The sequence below is a fragment of the Flavobacterium sp. Root901 genome (assembly GCF_001429765.1).
GTDB lineage: Bacteria > Bacteroidota > Bacteroidia > Flavobacteriales > Flavobacteriaceae > Flavobacterium.
On sequence record NZ_LMJB01000001.1, the window covers coordinates 79,267 to 103,720 of the forward strand.

Below are 24,454 nucleotides of genomic sequence, written 5' to 3' on the forward strand. Positions count from 1 at the left end.
AAAATGCTTTTATATTTTATTATTTTTTACTGTCGAGATAATTTTTAAGATCCGATATAGTTTTGATGTTTAGTTGATCTGCCTGTTCTTTACGCATCATCAAGGCATAAGCATTATTAAATCCGATGGGCTGCAGCCATTTAATACCGTATTTTTTACTGAATTCAGCTTTTACGTAATCATAAGTTTTTTGACTGTCTGTACTTACTGTCGCAATTGTTTGGACAGAAGGCTGTAGCAATACCAAAAGTCCTGTTCCGGTATATTCGGGATATAAGTCAATCGCGTCATTTGTCAATGCATCAAAACATATTTTGGTTCCGCCAAGTCCTGTTTTGGTTTCGACTTTGTATTCCGTATTGCCTTCAATCAGCATTTTATACATTTCGGCTAAAACGTACTGCTCGCCAAAAATCTTTGATCCAATCCGCAGTACACCACCGTTTTGTGAACGTGGTTTTTTATAAAGTCCCGTTTTAATTAAAAAATCTTTAGCCACTTTTTCTGGTGCCTGATGCTGTAATTCTGTTTTATAATTAAGATCAGTCATTACCGCATCATTGATTTTTCCGGCTAAAAGATTCAGTACATTTTCAAGATTGGGAAATTTTTCTAGTGTCTTTGTTTTAATAATCGGCGCAGCATAATACGGCGGAAAAATTTTTCTGTCATCTTCCAAAACCTTGAGATTAAAAGCCTTTATACGTCCATCGGTAGAATAACCGCTTATTAAATCCAGTTTCCCTTCGTAAGTTGCTTTGTATATAATCGCATCGCTTACAACAGTAGGATTTGCGTATAATCCGTAAACAGAGCGAAGTCCGAGGTCACCGTCCTGTCTTCCCATAAACTCGGGTGTAAATCCTGCTTTAAGCATATTGGTTTGTTTTTTAGTAAGTACCAAATATGAAATTCCAATAAGCAGAATGATTACAGAAACTGCGATTAGAATTTTTCTGAGAATCCTAAAACTTAAATGCTGCAATACTGCAATTAACTGGTCTAAAATAATCGCCAGAAAAGCAGCTGGAATCGCTCCCGCAAGAATCATATTGGTATTATTGAGCGATATTCCGCCAAAAATAAATTCGCCTAAACCTCCGGCAGCTACAAAAGAAGCCAGAGTCGCTACTCCAACATTGATTACCGCAGCTGTTCGTATTCCGGCAATTATTACAGGCATTGCAAGCGGAAGCTCAACTTTAAAAAGACGCTGCGATTTGTTCATTCCCAAAGCTGTTGCTGCTTCGATAACAGATTGGTTAACTCCTAAAATCCCGGTGTGAGTATTACGGATAACGGGCAGTAAAGCATAAATTAAAAGCGCGATTACGGCAGGCATAACGCCAATTCCAAAAAGCGGAATCATAAATCCTAAAAGTGCTATACTTGGAATAGTTTGTAAAATCCCTGCTGTTCCTAAAATTATGCTCGCTAACTTTTTTCTTCTCGAAATTAATATTCCAACAGGAACTCCAATTACTATTGCCAGTACAATCGATAAAAATGTCAGACCAAGATGCTGCAAAACCTGATCCAGAAGTTTTTCATGCTGATCACCTACAAACTCCCATAAACTTTGTTCCTGATTCATACGGTTTGTAATTTTCTATAAGCTATAAAAGCATTTAATACTTCCTGATACTGATCTGAAAAACGGTTTTCTACACTATATTTTTGAAGTACATCCCAAACTGTTATTTCAGAATTTAAATTGGTTTGTTCCTTCAAAAGAATTGTATTTGAAAGAAACGGGATTAGCTCTTCAAACTTTGTTATTTTATATTCTAAAACAACGCGTTGTGCAGCAAAAAAATTTTTTACAAAATCATTTGCAGGCTGGTATAAAATTTCTTTTGGTGTTCCTTGCTGAATAATTCTGCCATTATCCATCAAACAGATTCTATGTCCAAGATCAAAAGCTTCCTGAACATCATGAGTGACCAGAACCGTTGTTTTTGTTTTGAGTTCTTCTAAAGATTTAAACTCTTTATGAATTGCTGTTTTTGTAATAGTGTCTAAAGAGCCAAAAGGTTCATCCATTAAAAGTATGGAAGTATTGACTATTAATGCTCTCGCGATACCAACGCGCTGCTGCTGGCCTCCACTGAGTTCGTGAGGCATTTTTTTGAGCATTTCTTCAGAAAGGTTTAATTTTTCCAAAAGCTCTTTTGTCCTTTGCGTAATTCTGGTTTTATCCCATTTCAAAAGATTAGGAAGTATTGCAATATTTTCTGCAACCGTATAATGCGGAAAAAGTCCGGAATGCTGCATAACATACCCAATACTTTTACGCAACTCTTCTTTTGGCAGGCTTTGAATATTTTCCCCCTTAATAAAAATTGAGCCCGAATCCGGTTCTATCAATCGGTTGATCATTTTAAGCGTAGTTGTTTTACCACTGCCGCTTGTACCTAGGATTACCAGAATTTCATTATCTTTTGCTTCAAAAGAAACAGCATCTACGGCGATTTTATCTGCAAAGCTTTTAGAGATCTTATCAATTTTAATCATAGGCCGTTTGCTGTTATTTTACAAGACGAATTCCGCCGAACTGCCACTGCAGTCTGGGATGGAAAAAATTACGATATGTTTTTCGGCTGTGATTTTCAGGCGTTGCATCAGAAGCGCCTCTTAATACCATTAGGTTAATCATAAATTTACCGTTGTATTCTCCAATTGCTCCGGGTTCTTTTTTATAGCCCGGATAAGGCAGATAAGCACTTCCTGTCCATTCCCAGCGTTCACCCCAGTCAAAAAAATCAGAGGCTGCTTCCCATTCAGCTTCAGTAGGCAGACGCATTCCTTTCCAGGCCGCATACGCCGAAGCTTCATAAAAATTAATGTGGCAGACTGCTGCTGAAGGATCTATTTCCTGTAATCCGTTCAGGGTATAATTCATCCATTTTTCATCTATAAAATGCCAGTAAAGCGGTGCTCTTGCATTTTCCTGCTTCACCCATTCCCAACCGTCAGAATGCCAGTATCTAAAATCAGAATAACCGCCATCTTCAATAAAACATAAATAATCTGAATTGTTTACCAGTGTGCTGGAGATTTCATAAGCTTCTAAATACGTTTTATGCCTTGCTGATTCATTATCAAAACTAAAACCTTCGCCTTCAAAACCTATTTCATAAACGCCTTCTTTCATGGAGATAAAACCAGAGTTTTGGATTTCTTTTTTTTCGAATACTGCTTTAGTACTGTAAGCCGGAAAAAGCGGGTTATGCCCCAGAATATATTTTATGTCATAATATAAAAGTTCCTGATGCTGCTGTTCATGGTTTAACCCGAGTTCTAATAAAGAAAGAAGTTTTTCATCTAAATTGCCTTCTTGCAGAAAAACTTCCATCTGCTGATCTACATACGCGCGATAGCTATAAACATTGGCAACAGAGGGACGGCTTAAATTTCCTCTGTCGGTACGCACTACCCTTGCTCCTACAGTTTCATAATAACTGTTGAAAACAAAATTATATTGGGAATTGTATTCTTTATAACCGTCAAAATTGGGCATTAAAATAAAGGTTTCAAAAAACCATGTCGTATGTCCTAAATGCCATTTGGGCGGACTCACATCTACAATGGGCTGTACCACGTAATCTTCAATTTCAAGAGGACGGCAGATTTCTTCAGAATGTGCGCGTATATTTTTATACTGTTCTAAAAGAGACTCCGTATTTATTTTTAGTAGTTCAAGTTCCTTCATAATATCAATATTAATCAGCAATCCAAAAAGTATCAGCAAACCATTCTTTACTGTCGGTTATCGTATTTATTGTTTTAAAACCAGAAGAAACGGCTAGTTTTTCCATATCTTCTATTGAAAATTTCTGAGAGACTTCCATGTAAATGACTTCATTTTTTTTAAAGTAAAAAGATTCATTTTCAATAGTTACTTTTTGCTCTTCAAGACTCACCAGATAACTTCTGCAGGCGCCGCTTAAAGGATCATAATTTTGATAATGTTCAAATTGTTTCACATCAAAATCAGCTTTGAGCTCCTTATTCATTCTTTCCAGTAAATTCAGATTGAATGATGCTGTAATGCCTTTTGGATCATTATAAGCATTTAGAATAATTTTGGGGTCTTTCTTTAAATCAAAACCAACCAAAACGATGTCGCCTTTATTGAGGTTTTTTCGAAGTTGGGTACAGAAGTTTTCCGCTTCATCGAGTTCCATGTTTCCAATATTACTTCCCAAAAACAAAACAGCTTTCCTGCGGGCAGAAAGTTTAGAACTTCTTTTCAGCATATCAAAATAATCGCCTTCTAAAAGTGTAATATCAAGATCAGGAATATTGTCGTGAATTCTTTTATCCAAAACAGACAAAATATTACCCGAAATATCTATTGGCATATAGGTGAACTGAGCGTTTGCGCTTTTTAAATATTGCAGCAAATGCAGTGATTTTGAAGCATCACCGGCGCCAAGTTCCACTAGTTCAAACGGACTTTCATCGTCCATTATTACGCTGGCCAGTTGTTTTGTTTTATTCTGAAAAATGTCCATCTCACAACGGGTAAGATAGTACTCCGGCATCGCCATAATATCCTGAAAAAGTTTATCTCCTTTTTTGTCATAAAAATATTTGGATTGCAGGTGTTTTGGATTTTGATGAAGGCCGTCGAGAACGTCTTTTAAAAACTGATTATTATTTTCAACTTCATCTATGTAGAAGGTATTAGAATTTAATTGTGCTTTCATTTTATAGTATTTTAGGTCTTTTAAATCAAGATGGCAATTTTCTGTCATCTGGTTATTTCCATTTAATCAATGAGCTTCAGCGATTTCTTCTAATTTAAAGATACGTTTTATTCGTGGAGATAGTTGCTTTTTTTTCTATTCGGGTAGTAAATTATTGAAAAAAATCTTTCCTGCACGTATTTATCAGCTGTTATAATGATTTGGATTTTATCAATCTAAAATAAAAATATCCCCAAAGAAATAGTTATATAGTTTCGCTGCGATTTTATATAATAACTGAATACTAAAATTAAGCTTTTATGATCTAATTTTAAGCTGTGCCGTGGAAAATTATATTTATCTTTAATACTCAATCAAAAAAAAAATTACTATGTCAGAGCAGCATAAACAAATACTTTTAAAAGCGAACCAGGCAGTTACGGAAGGAAACCACGAAGGATTTCTTGCCTATTGCACAGATGATGTTACCTGGACATTTGTTGGGGACCAGGTCTTAAAAGGGAAAGAAGCAATCCGAAAATATATGGCAGAAACCTATCTCGAGCCGCCTGTTTTCAATATCGAAACCATTACAGCAGAAGGTGATTTTCTTGCTGCGGTCGGGAAAATCAGCCTAAAAGATAAAGACGGACAAGCAGTTCATTATGAATACTGTGATGTATGGAAATTTCGCGACGGTCTTATGGCAGAGCTGAAAGCCTTTGTAATAGAAACCGGTAAATGATTTTATTTGAGGCGTGAAGAAGTCTGAAAAACCGAACTTCGACACTTCACTAAATCTAATTTTTTTTAAATTAAAAAAGAAAACCGCCTTCAAAATAATTGGAGGCGGTTTTTAAAAAATTAACTAACTAAAATCAAGGTTTAAGATCCGTAAACTTTGAATCTAATTCAAAAGTTTTCTTTACTTTTTCAACAATAATTTCTTTTGAAACTGAAAAGGATGCAGTCTGTTTAATGTCCAGCGAAGATGCTCCAATTAATACTTTGTATTCTCCTTCTTCGGCAATCCAGGCACTTTTACTTTCTAAAAACGAAGCCAGGTCTTTTGGAGATAAGGTCAGTGTTAAGGTTTGGCTTTCACCGGGTTTTAATTCTTTTGTTTTACTAAAAGCTTTTAATTCTTCTTTCGGTTTGTCTATCGATTTTGAAGGCGCTGCAAGATATAATTGTACAACTTCTTTTCCAGAGGTTTTTCCAGTATTTTTAACCGTTACAGAAACTGTCAATTTATCTTTGAAAACAGGAGAACTCAATTTAATTCTCGAATATTCAAAAGTTGTATACGAACTTCCAAAACCAAATTCGTAAGACGGTTTAATATTGAATGTATTGAAATAGCGATATCCTACATAAACGCCTTCTTCATAAGTTACTTCTTTAGGGTTATCAATAGGAAATCCCGGGAAGTTTTTAGCCGAAGGAGTATCGGTATATTTTACCGGAAAAGTCATCGTCAATTTTCCGGACGGATTTATTTTTCCAGACACAACATCGGCCACAGAATGTCCTCCTTCCTGACCTGGCTGCCATGCCAATAATATGGCATCTGCTTTGTCTTTCCATGAAGCTGTTTCGATTACACCGCCAATATTTAAAATAACTACCACTTTTTTTCCTTTGGCATGGAAAGCTTTTGAGATTTTATCCAGCATTTCGATTTCTTCATCTGCCAGATTAAAATCATTATTGACATTCCTGTCGCCGCCTTCGCCTGAATTTCTTCCTAATGTTACAAAAGCAATTTCTGAACTTTCGGCTTTTTTAGCAATAAAATTATCATCCATTTTTAATTCCGGCAGCCTTTCCGGTAAGGCCAAAATACCTCTTGCTTTTCTTCTTTCTTTCTCTGCAGTAACTTCTTTTTCAGCATGAGGAGTGTATAAATCGACCAATTCTTTATCTAACTTATAACCGGCAGCATTTAATCCTTCTAAAAGAGAAACGGTATGTTTGTTATTTACGCTTCCGGATCCTGTTCCGCCTGTAATCCAGGCATATGAAGTAACTCCAAACAAAGAAACTTCTTTTTGCTTGTCAGCAAAAGGCAGTGCATTTTTCTCATTTTTAAGCAAAACCATTCCTTCCGCAGCCGCTTTTCTGGTTACGGCAGCATTTTGAGCTAAGCCGGGTTTGTTGCTGTATTTGTATTTAGCAAAAGCCGGTGTACGAAAAACATATTCTAAAATTCTTCTAACGTTGGTATTGGCTGCTTCCTGAGATAATTTCCCTGAATTTAAAGCTTCTAAAATTGCTTTTTTCTGAACAGGAATTCCCGGCATCAAAAGATCATTTCCGGCAGTCATTTGCTGGACAACATCTGAAGACTGTCCTTTTTGTATTGATTCAAAACCCGGAAAACCACCAAACCAGTCTGTCATTACAATTCCTTTGTAACCCCATTCGTTTCTTAAAACTTCGGTCAATAAATCTTTATTTGCAGAAGTATAAATTCCGTTTAATTTATTGTAGGAAGACATAATAGTCCATGGATTTGATTCCTTAACCGTAATTTCAAAACCTTTTAAATATAACTCTCGAATGGCTCTTTCAGAAACGTGTGCATTGATCGTCAGACGATTCGTTTCTTCATTGTTGACCGCAAAATGTTTGATTGAAGTTCCAACACCCTGAGACTGAATTCCGTTTACGATTGCTGCAGCCGTTTTTCCGGCAATCAACGGATCTTCAGAATAATATTCGAAGTTTCTGCCGTTCAAAGGATTTCTGTGAATGTTCAAAGCCGGAGCCAATAAAACATCTACCCCGTATTCTTTAACTTCATTTCCCATTGCTTTTCCAACTTCTTCTAAAAGGGCTTTGTTCCATGTTGAAGCCAATGCCGTTCCTACCGGAAATGCAGTTGCATAATAGGTTTTTGAATCGTTTTTTCTCGTTGGCTCAATTCTTAAACCCGCAGGCCCGTCGGCTACAACAGTTGCCGGAATCCCAAATCGTTCAAAAGCAGCCGTACCACCAGCAGCTCCCGGAACCAAACCTTGTTTAGAATCTCCTACAGGACCTGTCAGCATTTCGATTCCCGGCATTCCGGTTCCAATTAATAATTCTGCTTTTTCTGCATTGGTCATTTCTTTGATAATTGCATCAATTCTCTGATTTACAGAAAGGCGTGTATCTTCCCACGGATCCAGTTTTCCGTTTTTATTAGAATCAACAAAAGTAAAACCGTTGATGGTAATCACTGGATCATTTTCGTTTATTAATCTGTTAAAGGACAAGTTGGAAAAAACCAGCGCTGTTAAAAGCGTTATCCTTCCTGTTTTTGCTAGTTTGTGGTTCATAGTATAAATAGTTTTAAAGTTCTTCTTTTTTCTAAAAATTAATTTAGAATCCGGTACCGGATAAATTCTGGTGATTTATTCATGAAGTAAATTTCTAATATAAAATTTCATTGCTTCATAATGAAGCAATATTAAATACATTTTTTTATATTGCCAAATAATTGATGTTATAATTTCAATATCACATTGAAATTCAGATGTTAATTTCATAGAAACCATAAATTATAAATCGACGAATAGTTTAAAATCTGAGAAATTCAATATCGATTCTAAGTTTTTATATTTAGAGGAGTAAGAAAAATATCTGAAAAAGTTTAAATTTGAAGCTCATACAATATCCTCATGGAATTTAAAAAGTTATTAGAAAACAGTTCTAAAGAGTCCTGGAAAAAGTATATTCCAACGCTTTCTATTGACTGCGTTGTTTTCAGTTTTCACGAAAACGAACTTCAGGTTCTGATCTTAAAAATGAAGGATCGGGAAGAATGGGGACTGCCCGGAGGTTATGTTGAAAAGTTTGAAAATGTTGATGATGCGGCAGTCCGGATATTAAAAGACAGAACCGGAACAGAAAATATATATCTGCAGCAGTTTTATACTTTTGGAAATTTAAACCGTTCAGAATCTGCTTTTGAGGATTATGATGACAGTATATGGTATAAACAGCGTTTTGTTTCCATTGGCTATTATGCGCTGGCTGAGTATTCGCAGGTAAAATTAAATATTGATGAATTTTCCAGCGCAGTACAATGGCATTCCATAGCAAATCTTCCGGAATTTATGATGGATCACCGTACTATTTTTGACAAAGCCCTGATAACATTACGGGAGCAATTAAACCATCATCCTATTGGTTATAATCTTCTTCCTGAGAAATTTACAATGCCGGAACTTCAAAAGTTATATGAAGGAATTTTAGGAAAAAAATTGAACAGGGGAAATTTTTACAGAAAGATTCTGCGTTACGATATTCTCACCAAATTAGACGAATCCCGAAAAGGCGGTGCACACAAATCACCTGATTTATACAGCTTTGATTTAGAAAAATACAATGCTGCCTTAAAAGAAGGATTAAAAGGCGGATGGTAATTGACTGAACAAATTTAGTGGAAACAAAAAGGCCGTCAATTGACAGCCTTTTATTTTAAAAACAAATAATTTAAATTTTACTTTCATCATCAACGGCGTCCTGCCATTTGTCCCACACCTTCACACTTGCATTATAACCGTCATAACCAAAGTTCTGACTTAACTGCCCTTTTATATTTGCTGTTATAGCGTAGTTTGGAACGGGCCAGTAATTGTTACGTTTGTCCATGCTGTAAAACTTTACGCCCGGCGCAATAGAAATACCTCCCGGATATTTGTTGTAAAGTGTATAATGTACAATGCGCTGCCACCAGTAGCTGCCTCCGGATGCATCTTTTCCTGCTTGCTTATCCCAATTGTCTTTACTGTATGTATGACCCCATTCATCCGGTTTTCCGCTAAGTGCCAGACAGTGCGAAATACGTTTTAACTCTACATTTCTCCATTCTTCTGTGTAAAGTTCCCTTCCTCTTTCTGCGCAGATATCACCAATAGTTACCGTGCTGTACATTTGTGATGCTTTTGCTCTTGCCCTTACCACATTTACATCCTGAGCGGCTCCGCTGACATTTCCCTGATAAAAACGAGCTTCTGCACGCAATAAATAAGTTTCTGCTAAACGGTATATGTACATATGTGCACTGGCTCCGGCAGTAGCGCCCTGAAAATCATTTGCGCTTGGATTTCCTTCGGCTACAACATCATGATAAAAGATTTTATAATGCGGAAAGTCAAACCAATCCCGAATAGAATCTTTTGCTAACAGCGTACCGCTTGCAGATCTCATTCTAAAATTTGTATTGTAAAATGCAGAAGACTTATCATTGTATTTAAGATCTTCCATATTTACCCAGTTACCTACACTACTGTTGTGTCTCAAATCTATTTTATCCTCAATATTGTTTACAACCCACATAGGAGTCTGCGAATAGTAAGAACCGCTGATTGTAGCAATTCCGCGTCCAAGAGCTCTTTGATAATCAAATCTGGCTTCATATTTAGCATTGGTCAAAGGATAACGCTCTGCTGCTTTCTTACCGTCAGGCGTAACTAAATTCGCGTCATTCCAGTTTGGTCCGTAAATTCGCATTGAAGCAAATGCTAAAAATGATTGTGCTCCTCCATTTGGTGCTACTAATATTGCTTCAGTATTATTGGCGATCACTTTGTTTTCTGGTCTGTGTAAATCCCAGATTACATTTCTGGTAATAGGCCATGCCGCAGGATTTCCTCCCGGATCGAAAATACCAAAATTGTTCTGCATCAAAGCATAACCCGATTGATTAATCAAAATATTTGCCTGTGCCTCAGCTTCTGCAAACCTGCCTGATGCCAAATAACACTTTATCAGCAGCTGGCGGCAGGCTCCTTTGCTGATCATTCCTACATATCCAATTTTTGACTGCTCCGGAACCCACTCTACTGCTTTTTCCATATCTGCAGTAATCATTTCAATTATAGCTTCTTTTTTTGTGGAATAGTAACTTTGCTTTGGAACAGACAGAACTTTAGTAATCAACGGAATGTCTCCAAATTGATAAATCAGATGAAGGTAACGGTATGCTCTGTGAAAATAAGCCTGCCCGATATATTTATTTTTGATCTCTTCTGATAAGCCTTTTACATTACCAATGTAGGTCAATACGGTATTAGCAGACTTAATTCCGGAATAACCTTCATCCCAGAAAAAACCAAGATAAAGTGATTCTCCACTTGCATCTCTTCGAAAATCTCCGGTAGGAACGATCGTATTGGCATAATCAGCAATTGTGGGATTGGCATCTGTTTTTCCATATTGTGCCATGTCAGAAAAAACATATTCTGTACCCATAGGCACACTAACACCCGAAAATCCAAAATGAATATAATAATTACGCAGCTGTTTATCACACTGTGCTAATGTTGCCTGCAGTCCGGATTCAGTAGAAAATGTAGTCTCCGGCTCATAAAATGAAAGCGGATCTTGTTCCAGAAAATCTTTTGAACAAGAACTAAACAAAGCTGCCAATACGATGAGCGGCAGGAGTTTTTTATACTTATTTTTTATATTTATTTTCATAATTGATTAATTTTTAAAGTGATACATTTAGGCCCAGATTATATGTTCTTGTAGCCAAACCTCCTGTTTCAGGATCTCCAAAATACTTCCATTCTTTAGAAGCTGCCCATGTTCCCACATTTTGAACCGAAGCATAAATTTTTAGATTTTTAATGTGCAGGCGCTCAATAAGATCTTTTGGTAAAGAATAAGCCAGCGAAACATTCGACACACGAATAAAACTGCGGTCATACAATTTTGATGTTCCGGCTCCAGCTGGTCCCTTAGCATCGAGACGTGCCCAGTCATTCGTTGGGTTATCAACTGTCCAATACGGGTTTTCAAATGAATTAAAGTTGAATTTATACAAACTGCTGGCGTTGAAATTATTCATATAAACATTGCTCAATGATTTATGCCCCACATTGGCGTACATATCAATCGCCAGATCCCAATTTTTATAAATTTTAAATTCATTACGAAGCGATACATTTATTGGCGGAGCTGAAACTCCTAAAAACTGCTTATCTTTTTCGTTATAAACTGGTGTCCCATCTGCTTTATCATCTGCTGTATAGCTGTTTTCGACTTTTGGATCACCCGGACGCTGGCCATATTTCAGGGCTTCCTGCCACTCCTCCTTCTGCCAGATTCCAATTACTTTATAATCCCATATTTGAGAAATCGGTCTGCCAATAAACCATCCGTTGGTTTTGTCATCAGCCTCTTTTGTTCCAATAACATTTCCATTTGCATCTTTCACTTCTTCCATATTGCCATACAATGACTTAATGGTATTTTTATTGTAGGCAAAACCGAAGCCTGTACGCCATTCAAAGTTTGGACGTTTCATATTAACAGTATTGATACTGATCTCAATACCTTCATTCCAAACTTCTCCAAGGTTAGTTGCAATTGATGAAAACCCCGAGAAACCCGGCAGACGCTGGCTCATGATCATATCTTTGGTAACCATTTTATAAACATCTATCGTTCCGGTAATATTATCATTTAAAAAACCTAAATCAAGACCAATATTGGTTGATGCTGTTTTCTCCCATTCCAGATTTGGGTTTGCCATACGGTCTAGTGCTAAATACTTAACTTCTAATGCTTTTCCTGTAGCATCCAGATATCCCATTGTTGCACCGCTGCCTGATGATAAATTTGCCAGAGACACGTATGGGTCTTCAAGAGTCCTGTTTCCGTTTGTTCCCCAGGATACACGCAGTTTTCCTGTAGTCATAGGCTCCCATTTGAACCAATTTTCATTTTTAAAATTCCACGCAACTGCAATAGAAGGGAAAACCGCGTATGGATTTGAAGCTCCAAATGCCGAATATCCATCACGACGAATATTAGCCGTTAGCATATATCGATTATCAAACGAATAGAAAAGTCTCGCCATCAGCGCATCTGCCGTTTGATGTGTATCATTTGCTCTGAGTGAACTATTTGCCAAAGTTGCATTGGCAACATTATGAAAACCTAGAGCATCAGAAGGCTGAATATTATTTGCTGTCATTCCATCTGACCAATAGCGGCGTTCTTCTGCTTCCTGAACAAAAGTTGCAATGATATGATGTTTTGCTGCAAATGTGTAATCCCATGCTAATGTATTATTTAAGTTATAATCAAATCTTGTGGCGTTATTTCTGTTTACACCATGAGTGGCAGCGGCCCAGTTTGGGTTGGCTGTTGACTCAAAATAACGATCGTGAAAAAACTGATAACGAGGAGATACATTAAATGAATAGGTAATTCCTAAAGGCAAGGTTACTTTTGTGGTAAAAATGGTATTTAACGTGGTATATCCTGTTTCCTTATCGATAAATTGGCGGTCATAATAATAGTTGTAGTTCTGCCCTGAAATATTCTTTCCCATTGGCTGTCTTTCATAGTTGCCGTTTTCATCTTTAAAATTTCCAAAAGGGCTGGTTCTCATCATGTTTGAATCTCCGGGAGCAGTACCTAAAGAAGGAGTTACATCTCCATCTGTACGGTCCTGAAAGTTAACATTTGCACCAAAGTCAAGCCAGTCTGTAATTTTAGCGTCTACTTTCATATTGGCACGAACTTGTGAAAAATCATTGCCAACAATTACACCTTGTGCATCTAAATACCCAACAGACATATAGTAATTTACATTTTCACCTGATCCGGAAACACTCATATTACTGTCACGATTTATTCCTGTCCTAAAAGTACTGTTGCTCCAATCGTGTGTTTTGCCGTCCAGAAAGTTCTGCATAAGTGCGGTATCAATGCCCAGACGAAGTCCCCAAACCTCTTTGAGGCTTTTTCCCTGGGTTTGACCAGCTGGCTGATATGCCAGCCATTGATCTTGGGTTATACCATATTTTCCTAAATCTTCGGGATTTGAAAAATAACCAATTTTACCAGCCTGACCTACCATATAAGTTCCATATTCTCCGGTTGTGGCATTTCCTCCGTACGTTGCGGCAGTCTCCCAATCTTCACGGAATTTTAAGTATCCTTCCGGCGAATACACCGTGCGGTAAGCACTTTTAGTGTTTACCGTCGTATTAATACTAAGATTAATAACCGGCTTACCTTTTTTACCTTTTTTTGTGGAAATTACAATAACTCCTGCAGCCGCTTTGGAACCATAAACGGATGTTGCTGAGGCATCTTTTAGAATGTCAATCTGGCCAATATCATCAGGATTGATTTCTGAAAGCTCTCCATAAAACTGCATTCCGTCTAAAATAATAAGTGGTGAATTATGGCCTCCGCCAGTGTAAACAGAAGTCTGTCCCCGAATCTGTAAACTTCCTCCTCCTTTTGCACTCGGGTCATACCCCACTCTAACTCCGGGAACTCCTCTTAAAATATCTTGAACCGTTTGTGGATTTTGATTCGCTAACTTATCAGGTGTTACCTGAACAATTGCTCCCGTCAAATCCTTTTTCTTCATTTTACCATATCCTACAACAACAACCTCATCTAAAGAAGTTGTGGCTTTTTGCAGTTTTACATTGATGGAAGTTTCGCCTTTTAATGTAATCTCTTTGGTTATATAGCCTAAAAAAGAGATCACTAGTACCGCATTATCGTTATCTGTTTTTATGGTAAATTTTCCATCAAAATCTGTTAAGGCAGCATTTTTGCTTCCTTTTTCTAAAATAGTCACACCCGGGAGCGGCATACCGTTTTCATCATTTACCTGCCCGTGGATGTTTTTTTGTTCCAGTACATTTTTTGAGTTTTTTGTACTCTTTGAACTAATTGCGTAGCCATGGATTTGAGATAAAGAAAACAGCATGCAGAACACGATTATTTTCTTTTTTACACTAAACCCAGATTTGCAATTAGGATCATTTTTAATCCTAATAAAATTTCTCATTTTTGGTTTACATTTTTGGTTATTGATAGTTAGCTTCGAAAATCACTGCATTTTTGGTTGAAATACTTTTAGTGATTAACGGTACAAAAATGATTAATAATGAGTCTTTTAAGGAGTAATATAATCCGATTTATGGGTATTAAAAGTCTTGTTTAAAAAATATTATCGTTCTCTTAACTACAAAAAACAACTTTTTTAAGCATACATAGAACACAAAGTCTTTCTTATTATTTATAAAATTTCCGATTACCTGAGCGGACCAATTAAAATAAAAGAAAAAGATTTACAAAATTCTTTTTTTGAATAAAGAAAATTAGCAGAAACGAAAAAGCCCTTCGTTTCTCAACAAAGGGCTCTATAAACCTGATAAAGTGGTTAACTATTTTATTCTCAATTTAATGGTTTTATTACTATGTTTCTAAACCAAACATTATTGCCATGATCCTGTAAAGCAATTTTTCCTTTTTTGAATGTACCGAATTCAGGCCAGCCGGCAAATTTACTTCCGTCAATCAATCTTTGAAAATTAGTGTCCCAAAGCACTGTTTCTACCACAATAACGCCATTTAGGATAAAGGTTAATTTTCCTTTATTACTTATAATCTCCGCTTTATTCCATTCTCCTACAGGTTTTACCGGTTCTGATTTGCTTTGAATTAAATCGTATAAATCTCCTGCACGGTGTTTTGTAATTTTCCCATCGGGATGGCCATCGTTGTCTAAAACCTGCATTTCTAAACCTGTACTAAACGTATTTGGATATTTTTCAGGATTTTCATTGATGTAAAAAATAATACCGCTATTGCCATTTGGAGAAATTTTCCACTCTAATTTTAAATGAAAATTTTCAAACTCAGCGTTGGTTACTAAATCACCTCCTTGTCCGTTCTCAGCTGCTTTTGGATCAAAATGCAATAATCCATCTTCAACAATCCATCCCGCTGCAGCAGAACTTTTTCCATAAGTATGCCAGCCTGCTGTCGTTTTTCCGTCAAAAAGAGGCTTAAAACCTTTTTGCGCCTGAATGATTTGAGAAAACAAAAAAAGCAATACTGCTGCTATAACATTTTTCATTTGCATAATTTTTATTTTTATAATTGAATTAATCTTCAATGTGTCTGTTCAGTACTATATAGTTTAAAGTAAAGTTAATAAAAACTGCTCTAACTATTTATTTAAAAAAGGATGAGCAAAAACGTTCATCCTTTTAATATTAATCGGTTCTTCAATCAGATAAAAAATTATTATCATTTATATAGAAGGAAAAAGGCTTGTTCTGGATATTTTATCAGAAGAAAAATCAACTGAAAGTCCATCACCATAGCTTTCCTGAAAATATTCTAAACGAATTGGGATAAGTCCTTTTTTTAATTTTATTTCAGATTTCTTTTCGTCAAAACCATGCAGTCCATCATTATCAATCAGCAGTTCATTGTTGATGTAGAACTTACTTCCATCATCAGAAGCTAAATAGAAAGTATATGTTCCATCTTCAGGAACGTTTATAAAACCGTTATAAACTAATCCGTAATTATTAGAATCGTGTTTGATTTTTCTTAAATCAAAATCAGGTGCATATCCTTTGTCAACAGGAGAAAGTTTACTGAAATCCGGAATCCTGTTCCATTTTCCTTTGTATAAATTATAGCTTAATCCTGTTTTTTTATTGTAAAATATTTTTGAAATCACAGAACTGCAGGAACCATTGCCTTCCGGACATGCGATAGCGTTTACACGAGCCGGAACCAAAACTTCGAATGCTTTTGTATAAAGCTGCGATTTTTGTGTCGGAACTGAACCATCTGTAGTGTAATAGATTTTATCTTTTCCCTGAACAAATTCTACTTTAGCTTTTGTATCCGATTCTACTTCCGTTTCTGTTTTAAATTCCGGTCTTTCGGCAATATTTCCGTATGTTTTAAGCAATTCATAATAAGGTTTGTACACTTTGTTTGTTTCACTGATCGATTGAATGGTCAGAAGTGCACTATTCCAGCGATCTCGAAATCCGTCAATTTCTTTTTTAATGTCTGAAAGATTGTATTCCAGATTTTGACCAAACTGAGACAGCGACATGATTTCAAAAGGGCTGTATAAACCATCATTCCAATCGTTTAACAAACGGAAAGCTTCAAAATTCTTCATGTATTTAATCTGTCCTTTTTTACCTGAAAGAAGCTGCTGATCGTATTCAGGAAATTGTACCCCGATGAAAATTTTTGTATTTGTTGAAAATTCAGGTACATAAATACGAGTTTCAAAATCATTTCCTGAATAAGACCATGTCCCGGCTTTTGGGTTTGCACTGTACGGAATATTTTGTCCATTAATGGTTACATTCACCGGAGGAAAAGAACATGGAAAACGCAGTTCGTAACCTCTCGAAGTTAACATTCCCGGAAATGAACCTTCAACAGGCGAAATCACAACATTTATTTTATTGCCCGTTTGCTCTGATGTTACAGGAGTAAAAGTAAAGGCATTTTTTTTGAAATTGTTATTGTTTCCTTCATCTTCATAAAGTCTCAATGTCCCTTTTTTACCAGGATAAAAAGAAAGAATTAAAGGATTTAAAGGTTTTTCATCTGTTCTTTCTACTTTTGGCTGCATCGGAATAATAGCACCTTCTTTTACAAAAACCGGAATATCACCTATTGTAAAAGGCATTGTAATTTTTTTTCCGCCTTTAATGATACTTCCTGTACTGCATTCGTACCACTTACCTTCCGGGAGCCATGTTTCGTGCTGCAAAGCAACATTTCCTTTTTCAATAGGCTTTGTAATTGGATTCACAATCATATCACGTCCAAACATATATTGATTGGGCATCGAATACGCATTTTCATCTTTTGGATAATCGTAATACATTGGGTGAACCGTAGAAACTCCGGTTTCATAAGTATTGCGTGCTTCATTGTACAAATACGGAACTAAAGAATATCTCGTTAAATAAGCTTCTCTCATAATAAGAAAATTATCAAGCGGATAAGCCCAAATACGTCTTTCATGCTGCGGCGCGGCGGTAGCGTGTGTTCTAAATATCGGACTAAAAACGCCCCACTGAATCCATCTTGTGTACAGTTCTGCAGTACCGGCACTGCCTTGATGGCCGCCAATATCGTGACTCCAATAACCAAATCCAACATTTGCAGCTGTAGAAGTAAAATAAGGCTGATAATTTAGAGATTCCCAAGAAACATGGGTATCGCCTGAGAATCCGATTTGATACCTGTGATTCCCAAGTCCGCCCCAGCGGTGAAAAATTAACGGACGCACCTTATTCTGACGTTCCATATCGCTGTAATGCACATAATTTAGATAAATAGTTGGATTAACTCCGGGAATATTGGTACTTCCCCATTGCTGCCAGTCTAGCCACCAGAAATCTACACCCGCTTTTTCAATTGGATGCAAAACCAAATTCATATAATTGGCTGCAAATTTTTTATCTGTAATATCAAACGGAACATATTTTTTTGATGCCGGATCTATTCCCATTGCTTTTGCCATTTCCGGATATACATCTTCATAAGGCTGAATTCCGGAAGCAGGATGCAGGTTCAGACAAGTTTTAAGATGCTGCTCATTTGTCCATTGCAGAAACTTTTCAGGAGAAGGAAACAAATTTTTATTCCATGTAAAACCAGTCCAACCTGAATCTTCTCCAGCCTGATCCCTTTGTCTCTGTCCGTTTTTGAAAAATTCCGGAAGTGATTTTACGTGCCAGTCCATATCAATTACAAATACATCAAGCGGAACATCGTGCATTTTAAATTCGCCGACAAGATCACGAAATTCAGTATCTGAATATTCCCTGTATCTTGACCACCAGGCACCAAAGGCAAATCTTGGAGGCATTGCTATTTTTCCCGCAATGTCTGTAAAATCTTTTAAAGCCGCTTTATAATCAGAGTCATATGCAAACAAATACAAATCCTGCGGTTTATCTCCCGGACGTGCCATTACCCAAGGCCATTCTGAATTATCAAATAAGGGGCGTTCGCTGTCGTCTGCCAAATACCATCCGTCACGCGAAATAATACCTTGTTCCAATTCTTTGGCTGGTCCGTCAACTCCATCCAGAGTACGGGTTGTACCCAGAAGATTTCTGGTATTAGCCAGTCCAGGTTTCCAAGTTGTGGTTTTACCATTTACGATAAAATCAACACTTAGATTTTTGTCGTTAAACCTACCGGAATCTTTTTTGTACCTGAGTTTTATAACATCAGTTGCAATTTGCAGTTCTCCTTTGCTTTCTTTTTTGTTAAACGATGGTACCGGAAGATTTCTATTTACAAAAGTTAATGAAGCATTGTCTGTAAATTTTCCGTCAGAACTCCATTCCATACGTATGACACGAGGCGAAAGCACCGTAAACCTTGCATTGCCAGAAACTACGACAGCTTTAGGATCTGCTTCAGGCTTGTATTCCTGAGCAGCCACAGATGCCGAAACTAGACAAAAAAGTGCAACTAAAAATTGTTTTGTTTTCATATTTTATTTTAAAAATTAATCTGAAATAAATACTTCAAATAATTCATTAAACTATTATTAAATAAATTTAAACGATTTTATCTGAAGTATTTACGCTTTGTTTTACGTTTATTTTTTAATAAATCGTTTTATAATTTTTGTTCCGTCTTTCTCAAAAACAGCAAAATAAATTCCTGTTGTTAAACCAGAAACATCCAGACTATTCTCTTTTACTGTTTGTTCTTTAACCAAACTTCCTGTTTCAGAAAAAACACGAACCTTGGTATCTTGTAAATCAGCAGTAAAGAATAAAGTGTTTTTTACCGGATTCGGATATACGTTTATAATTTTATTTTTATCTTCCTTTTCTATAGATAATGATTTTGCAGCTAAGGATCCCGATACAGGTTTTACTAAATCCAGTTTCCAGCGCTGCGCGTCGTTGTTGTTATCTGTCCATTGCTGTACGTTTGTTCCCGGTTCTGCCAGATTATTGGCTACGTCCAGACACATATTAGTGTTTTTGTGAGTAAGTTTAAAATAGCCGTCACTCATCAGTTCAATTTTCCAGCGCTGCGCATCTGTACCCAAATCTGACCATTGCTGTACATTAGCTCCGGGCTGACTGCTGTTATTATCTACATCTAACACCTGAGTAGTTCCTTTATGTGTCAATTTATAAAAACCGTCCAATTCTTTTGTAATAACCCAGCGTTGTGCATCACTGTCATTGCTTGTATATTGCTGCACATTTGCACCTTGCTGCGTGCTGGCTCCACTAACATCCAGACACTGGTTTGTTCCTTTATGAGTTAGTTTATAAGTACTTCCTGAAATAATAGGAACTTCTATTAAATCCATTTTCCAGCGTTGGGCATCAGTGCCGAGATCTGACCATTGCTGCACATTTGCACCAGACTGGCTGCTGTTGTTATCTACATCTAATACCTGAGTGGTTCCTTTGTGAGTAAGTTTACAATATCCATCAGACATTAATTCGATTTTCCATCGTTGCGCACTCGTATTGCTATCAAGCCACTGCTGTACATTTGCTCCCTGAGTGCTGCTGTTTTGCGAAACATCCAGACACTGATTGGTTCCTTTATGGGTTAGTTTATAAAAACCATCTGCCTCGAGTGTAACAATCCAGCGTTGTGCATCGCTTCCATTGTCTGTACTCTGCTGAACATTTGTACCTGATTGGTTTCCGTTATTAAAAACATCCAGACATTGATTTGTTCCTTTGTGCGTTAATTTATAAATACCACCTGAAACGATACTTTGAGTAGGACAAGACTGATCCGGTACTCTGGGCGCAACACCATAATTGGTCATATTTACAGGTTCAATTAAATCGGCAGAATTGAAATACATTCTGTCGATTGCAATTTTTCTGTCACCGGATGTTCCGTTTTCATAACGATGATAAATGATGTAATATTCATCGCAATTTCCCATTTTTAAAACGCCATGATGTCCAGGACCTTTATCTTCAGAATTAGAACTTAATATTTTGCCTCTGTAAGTCCATGGTCCCATAGGCGAATTTGAAGTTGAATACTGCACATTATAAGTATCATTATACCAGGCACCGTTAGAATACATCATATAATAAATTCCTTTTCGCTTTACCATATAAGGACCTTCTGTATAATTTTGAGGGGTAATATCAGTTGGACCTGTAGCCAATGAAATCATATCTGCGTTTAGTTTACGAACCACCATTCGGCTTTTGCCGGATCCTCCGTAATAAATATAAGCCTGACCGTCATCATCAATAAAAACATTGGCATCAATAATATCATCGGTATACGGATCTGTTCCGATAAGCGGTGCACCGATATCCGTAAATGGTCCGATAGGTGTATTTCCGACAGCTACGCCAATTTTGGTCTCGGCAGTATAATAGAAGTAATATTTATTATTCCGAAAAACAACTGCGGGAGCCCAGCCATTATATTGTGACCATGGGCTGTCCGGAAAAAGATCGAATATCAAACCTTCATCCTGCCAGTTGGTCAAATCATTGGAGGAATACGCATGAAACTGGGTTCCGTAAATCGCGGTGGTATAGATATAATATTTATTGTTGAAATAATGAATTTCGGGATCAGCACCAGTAAACAAAGGGTTACCACTTGTTTGTGCACGAAGAGGGCTGGTAAAAGCTGCCAATGTTAAAAGCAGCATAAAACACAATCTTAATCTATCAATAAGACAATTACTATTTATTTTAAATTTTATCATAACTTTTCATTTTATAAAACATTCTAATACCTTATTCTCTTTTATAAAAAAATCATTTAAATCCTGCTTTACAGAAAGCTGATTTATATTAAGAATTCAAAACTTTTCCCTGCTTAAAAAGCCGGAAAAGCTTTGAATTCATCATTTTAAAATATTATAGTTTTTTTAGTACTATAGTCATTTTTGCCGGATTAACTGTCAGTTCATATTGACCAGCAGTTTCAATGATCCATTTATTGTCAGGATTTCCGTTTGGCATTAAAAGCATTGTAGGATTATCAGAAGCATTTCCTTTTAATACTGTACCATTTGTTGGAGGCATTAGATTTTTACCGTTCCAATTGCCTAATTCTAAAGGAAGTTTAAACTCTCCGGCATCAAACTGTCCTTTATAAACGAATACTTCCGGATTTTTAGGATCCCATGTCATTGGTTTTGCCCTGCCTATATCCCAGCCTATGCCGGTTATGGCATTTCCAACCATGTATACATTTTCATAAGGCACATATCCAAAGGCATAAATTCCCTGATCAATATCCAGATAGAAGGAATGACGGCCTGCTTCTGTTACTTTAAAGACATTATCATTGTTTCTCGGCTCAGTTTCATTGTACACAATTTTATTTTCGGCAGCCGGATCGTAAGAAGGAAGTTCACTGCCTGGTTTTTCAATAACTTTGAATGAACCAATTGAAAAATCTCCTGTAAAATTGTAAATTGTCCTTTCTGTTTTTTCCGGTAAGCTTTTACCGGTGCTGTAATCCCAGCCTCCGCTGACAGCATCTCCAACCATAAACAACGGTAATGGTCCCGGACTGTAACTCGTTACGGCAAAACTAGAAGTTGATACTTCCGGAAGCTGATACTGTGCCGAATTATCTACTCTTGCTATTATCTGCACTTCAAGATTGGTAACAACACCGCCCGGGCGTTTAAAATTTTTCAAAAGCAAAGAGTTTAACTGCCCTACAGTATAAGATTTAGTAAAAATACCGGCAGGAATTTCTTCTGTAATTGTTGTACTTGTTCCCGGCGCTGCACCTTCTCCAAAATTATTCCCTACGATATCCATACGGAAAAAATAGGTCAAAGACGTTCCCGCTCCTCTTTCGTTTCCCTGTGTCCATGTAAAAGTTATTGCATTTTCCGCTTCATTATCTTTTGCCAATACAACTTCTTTATTAGAAAGTGTTATCGTTAAGGGATTTGCAAAATCAGGCTGTTTAAGCCAGTCGGCGTTCTCTAGTCCGCCGTCTGTACAGGAAACCAGAACCAAACTCATTATTATAAATGAGATAATATTTTTTATATTTTTCATTTTGTTGTGATTTAGTTATTTGTCCCAGTAAGGTGCCTGAATTAGATTAGGATTCTTTTCAATTTCTGCCAGATAAATTGGAAACCAGTAAAAAGATTTTCTATAAACCCTTGTCTGATACGCGGTTCTTTGATAAAATTCAGCCGCATTTTTACCGTTAAAGTTCATCCCGTAAAAAGGACCATTCAATAGGGTTTCAGCTAGTTTCCATCTTCTTAAATCATCATAGCGTATTCCTTCTGTACAAAGTTCTACCCTGCGCTCCATTCTGATAATCTTTCTGATACTTTCCTGATCATCATTTACATGTATATTTTCAGTATCAGAGCTGCCGGTAGTATAAGTTCTTACTCCTGCTCTAACTCTGATTTTATTAAGGTAAAGCAGAATTTCAGGATTTCCCGGATCTGATTCATTAAGTGCTTCGGCATAATTTAAATAAGCCTCTCCTAATCGGTATAAAATGCCGTGACGCGGTGCAAAATAATTTATAATCGGATTTCTTGTCGGATCTGTTCTTTTTTTGGCCAGATACCCGTTTTGCGGAGCATCATGCGTATTGTTGTTATCTTTTGCACCATTAAAAAACTCCAATTTTCTGCCTTTGTCTTTTCCTGCATTGTCACCATCAGTATACCAGGCACCGTTAAAATTAACCGCCAGATAAAATCTAGGTTCACGATTGCAGTACATATTATAAGTACCGGCAAGAGTTACTAATCCCGGACTTTTTACTTCATTCCATTTTGTTACTCCATTTGTCCAGTATCCATCCTGAGATGAAAAACCTGTTTCAACGTAGCCTGAATTTGGGTCATTTATAGGAAGACCATTTGCAGTAAAAAAGGCATCAACTAATGATTGTGTCACACCGTATCCTCCGGCTCCTCCGCTTCCGGTAGGGGCTGTATGTCTGTCATATTCTCTGGAATCTACATTTGGACGAGCAAACAATACTTCTGTATTTCCTCTGCTGGCCTCTAAAAGGTGCAGGTTCTGGCAGGATAAAAACGGATCAATTTTTCCAGCCGTATTCATTTCTGTATACAATTTATGTCCTGCTGCTTCTGCACTTAAAATTAAATCTTTACTGGCATCAGCGGCAATTTTCCATTTGTTCGCATCATAAGAAGTGCTAAACAATGATTTTCCATCTTTTGTAATATGATTGGCATAATCGGGATTTCCATTTACAAGCGGACTCGCTGCAAACAACAACATTCTGGCTCTGACAGCTTTACACATTATAGAAGTCGCACGTCCAAATTTTCTTCCATCTGAATAAGAGGCCGGTAAAATCTGCTCTACTTCTTTTAATTCATTATTAATCCAGTTTACGATTTCATCATACGGAGTCTGACCTACCTGTAAATCTGAAAGATTATAATTAACCGGAGTAATTTGATCCGGGCTGAAAGGAATCGGCCCGTATGTATTTATAAGTAATGAATAATAATAGGCTTTTAAAAAACGGCATTCCGCAATCATAAGGCGAACTTCATCTTCATTTAAATTTTGTTCCGGCAGCGGCTTGATGTTTTGGATAAGCAGATTGCACTCTCTTATTCTTTGCGGAAGATTATTCCAATAACCCGGAGTCCATTGTGAACCAACGGACCAGTCGCCCAAAATAAAAGGTATTACCTGCCAGTCGTACTGACGCCATCTTTCTGAAGGGGTCATGTCATCTCCTAAAATTTCCCATCCCAGACTGCGCGCGTATCCCCACGTAGGGTCCGGAATTCTGGAATAGCATGCAGCCAGCCAGTTCTCTGTTTTGGTTTTACTCTCAAAAACGCCATCCAAAGTAAGTTCAGTATCGCTCTCTTTATCTAAATAATCAGAACAAGATGAAGACAATAATAATCCTAAAAAAAGGAATATTGCTCTAATGTATATATTTTTCAT

General features: G+C 36.9%; 14 protein-coding genes. 2 read left to right on the top strand and 12 right to left on the bottom strand.

From position 1 onward, the window contains the following. Nucleotides 1–19: 19 nt before the first annotated feature. From ASE21_RS00275 to egtD, 4 genes are read right to left on the bottom strand one after another with little or no spacing between them, the layout of a single operon-like run. Nucleotides 20–1,594 carry an ABC transporter permease/substrate-binding protein gene (locus ASE21_RS00275; protein WP_057120568.1) on the bottom strand — a complete coding sequence of 525 codons (1,575 nt, stop codon included), beginning with the start codon at nucleotides 1,592–1,594 and terminating at the stop codon, nucleotides 20–22. Continuing rightward, the gene (locus ASE21_RS00280; RefSeq protein WP_057120569.1) at nucleotides 1,591–2,514 is read right to left on the bottom strand and encodes an ABC transporter ATP-binding protein; all 924 of its coding nucleotides are present in this window, start codon (nucleotides 2,512–2,514) and stop codon (nucleotides 1,591–1,593) included. The genes ASE21_RS00275 and ASE21_RS00280 overlap by 4 nt, the downstream gene beginning before the upstream one ends. A gap of 13 nt (nucleotides 2,515–2,527) precedes the next feature. Then, a complete protein-coding gene (egtB, locus tag ASE21_RS00285) occupies nucleotides 2,528–3,712 on the bottom strand; it encodes an ergothioneine biosynthesis protein EgtB (protein WP_057121142.1) in 1,185 nt (394 codons plus the stop codon). Between the two features lie 10 nt (nucleotides 3,713–3,722). Beyond that, nucleotides 3,723–4,712 carry an L-histidine N(alpha)-methyltransferase gene (egtD, locus tag ASE21_RS00290; RefSeq protein ID WP_057120570.1) on the bottom strand — a complete coding sequence of 330 codons (990 nt, stop codon included), beginning with the start codon at nucleotides 4,710–4,712 and terminating at the stop codon, nucleotides 3,723–3,725. Nucleotides 4,713–5,082: 370 nt separating this feature from the next. Here egtD and ASE21_RS00295 point away from each other — a divergent pair, with 370 nt between their 5' ends. Next, the gene (locus ASE21_RS00295) at nucleotides 5,083–5,436 is read left to right on the top strand and encodes a nuclear transport factor 2 family protein (RefSeq protein ID WP_057120571.1); all 354 of its coding nucleotides are present in this window, start codon (nucleotides 5,083–5,085) and stop codon (nucleotides 5,434–5,436) included. A 133-nt stretch (nucleotides 5,437–5,569) separates the two neighbouring features. On the opposite strand, the gene ASE21_RS00300 is transcribed toward ASE21_RS00295, so the two are convergent. Then, the gene (locus ASE21_RS00300; RefSeq protein WP_082603412.1) at nucleotides 5,570–8,014 is read right to left on the bottom strand and encodes a beta-glucosidase; all 2,445 of its coding nucleotides are present in this window, start codon (nucleotides 8,012–8,014) and stop codon (nucleotides 5,570–5,572) included. 342 nt (nucleotides 8,015–8,356) lie between these two features. Between ASE21_RS00300 and ASE21_RS00305 the strand changes: the two genes are divergently transcribed. Further along, nucleotides 8,357–9,103, top strand: coding sequence for an NUDIX hydrolase (locus ASE21_RS00305; protein WP_057120572.1), 747 nt, complete (start codon nucleotides 8,357–8,359; stop codon nucleotides 9,101–9,103). 70 nt (nucleotides 9,104–9,173) lie between these two features. On the opposite strand, the gene ASE21_RS00310 is transcribed toward ASE21_RS00305, so the two are convergent. The 7 genes from ASE21_RS00310 to ASE21_RS00340 form a co-directional block, all read right to left on the bottom strand. After that, on the bottom strand, nucleotides 9,174–11,162 hold the full coding sequence (locus ASE21_RS00310) for a RagB/SusD family nutrient uptake outer membrane protein (protein ID WP_057120573.1): 1,989 nt from the start codon (nucleotides 11,160–11,162) through the stop codon (nucleotides 9,174–9,176). Nucleotides 11,163–11,175: 13 nt separating this feature from the next. Beyond that, a complete protein-coding gene (locus ASE21_RS00315) occupies nucleotides 11,176–14,508 on the bottom strand; it encodes a SusC/RagA family TonB-linked outer membrane protein (protein ID WP_057120574.1) in 3,333 nt (1,110 codons plus the stop codon). A gap of 390 nt (nucleotides 14,509–14,898) precedes the next feature. Then, entirely contained in the window at nucleotides 14,899–15,582 is a 684-nt protein-coding gene (locus ASE21_RS00320) for a DUF1080 domain-containing protein (protein WP_057120575.1), read from the bottom strand. 177 nt (nucleotides 15,583–15,759) lie between these two features. Beyond that, complete coding sequence (locus ASE21_RS00325) at nucleotides 15,760–19,002, bottom strand: TIM-barrel domain-containing protein (protein WP_057120576.1); 3,243 nt, start codon at nucleotides 19,000–19,002, stop codon at nucleotides 15,760–15,762. A 108-nt stretch (nucleotides 19,003–19,110) separates the two neighbouring features. Next, the gene (locus tag ASE21_RS00330) at nucleotides 19,111–21,171 is read right to left on the bottom strand and encodes an RICIN domain-containing protein (protein ID WP_057120577.1); all 2,061 of its coding nucleotides are present in this window, start codon (nucleotides 21,169–21,171) and stop codon (nucleotides 19,111–19,113) included. Nucleotides 21,172–21,382: 211 nt separating this feature from the next. Next, nucleotides 21,383–22,546: a SusF/SusE family outer membrane protein gene (locus tag ASE21_RS00335; protein WP_082603414.1), complete on the bottom strand. Its 1,164-nt coding sequence runs from the start codon at nucleotides 22,544–22,546 to the stop codon at nucleotides 21,383–21,385. A 15-nt stretch (nucleotides 22,547–22,561) separates the two neighbouring features. Beyond that, entirely contained in the window at nucleotides 22,562–24,454 is a 1,893-nt protein-coding gene (locus ASE21_RS00340) for a RagB/SusD family nutrient uptake outer membrane protein (protein WP_057120579.1), read from the bottom strand.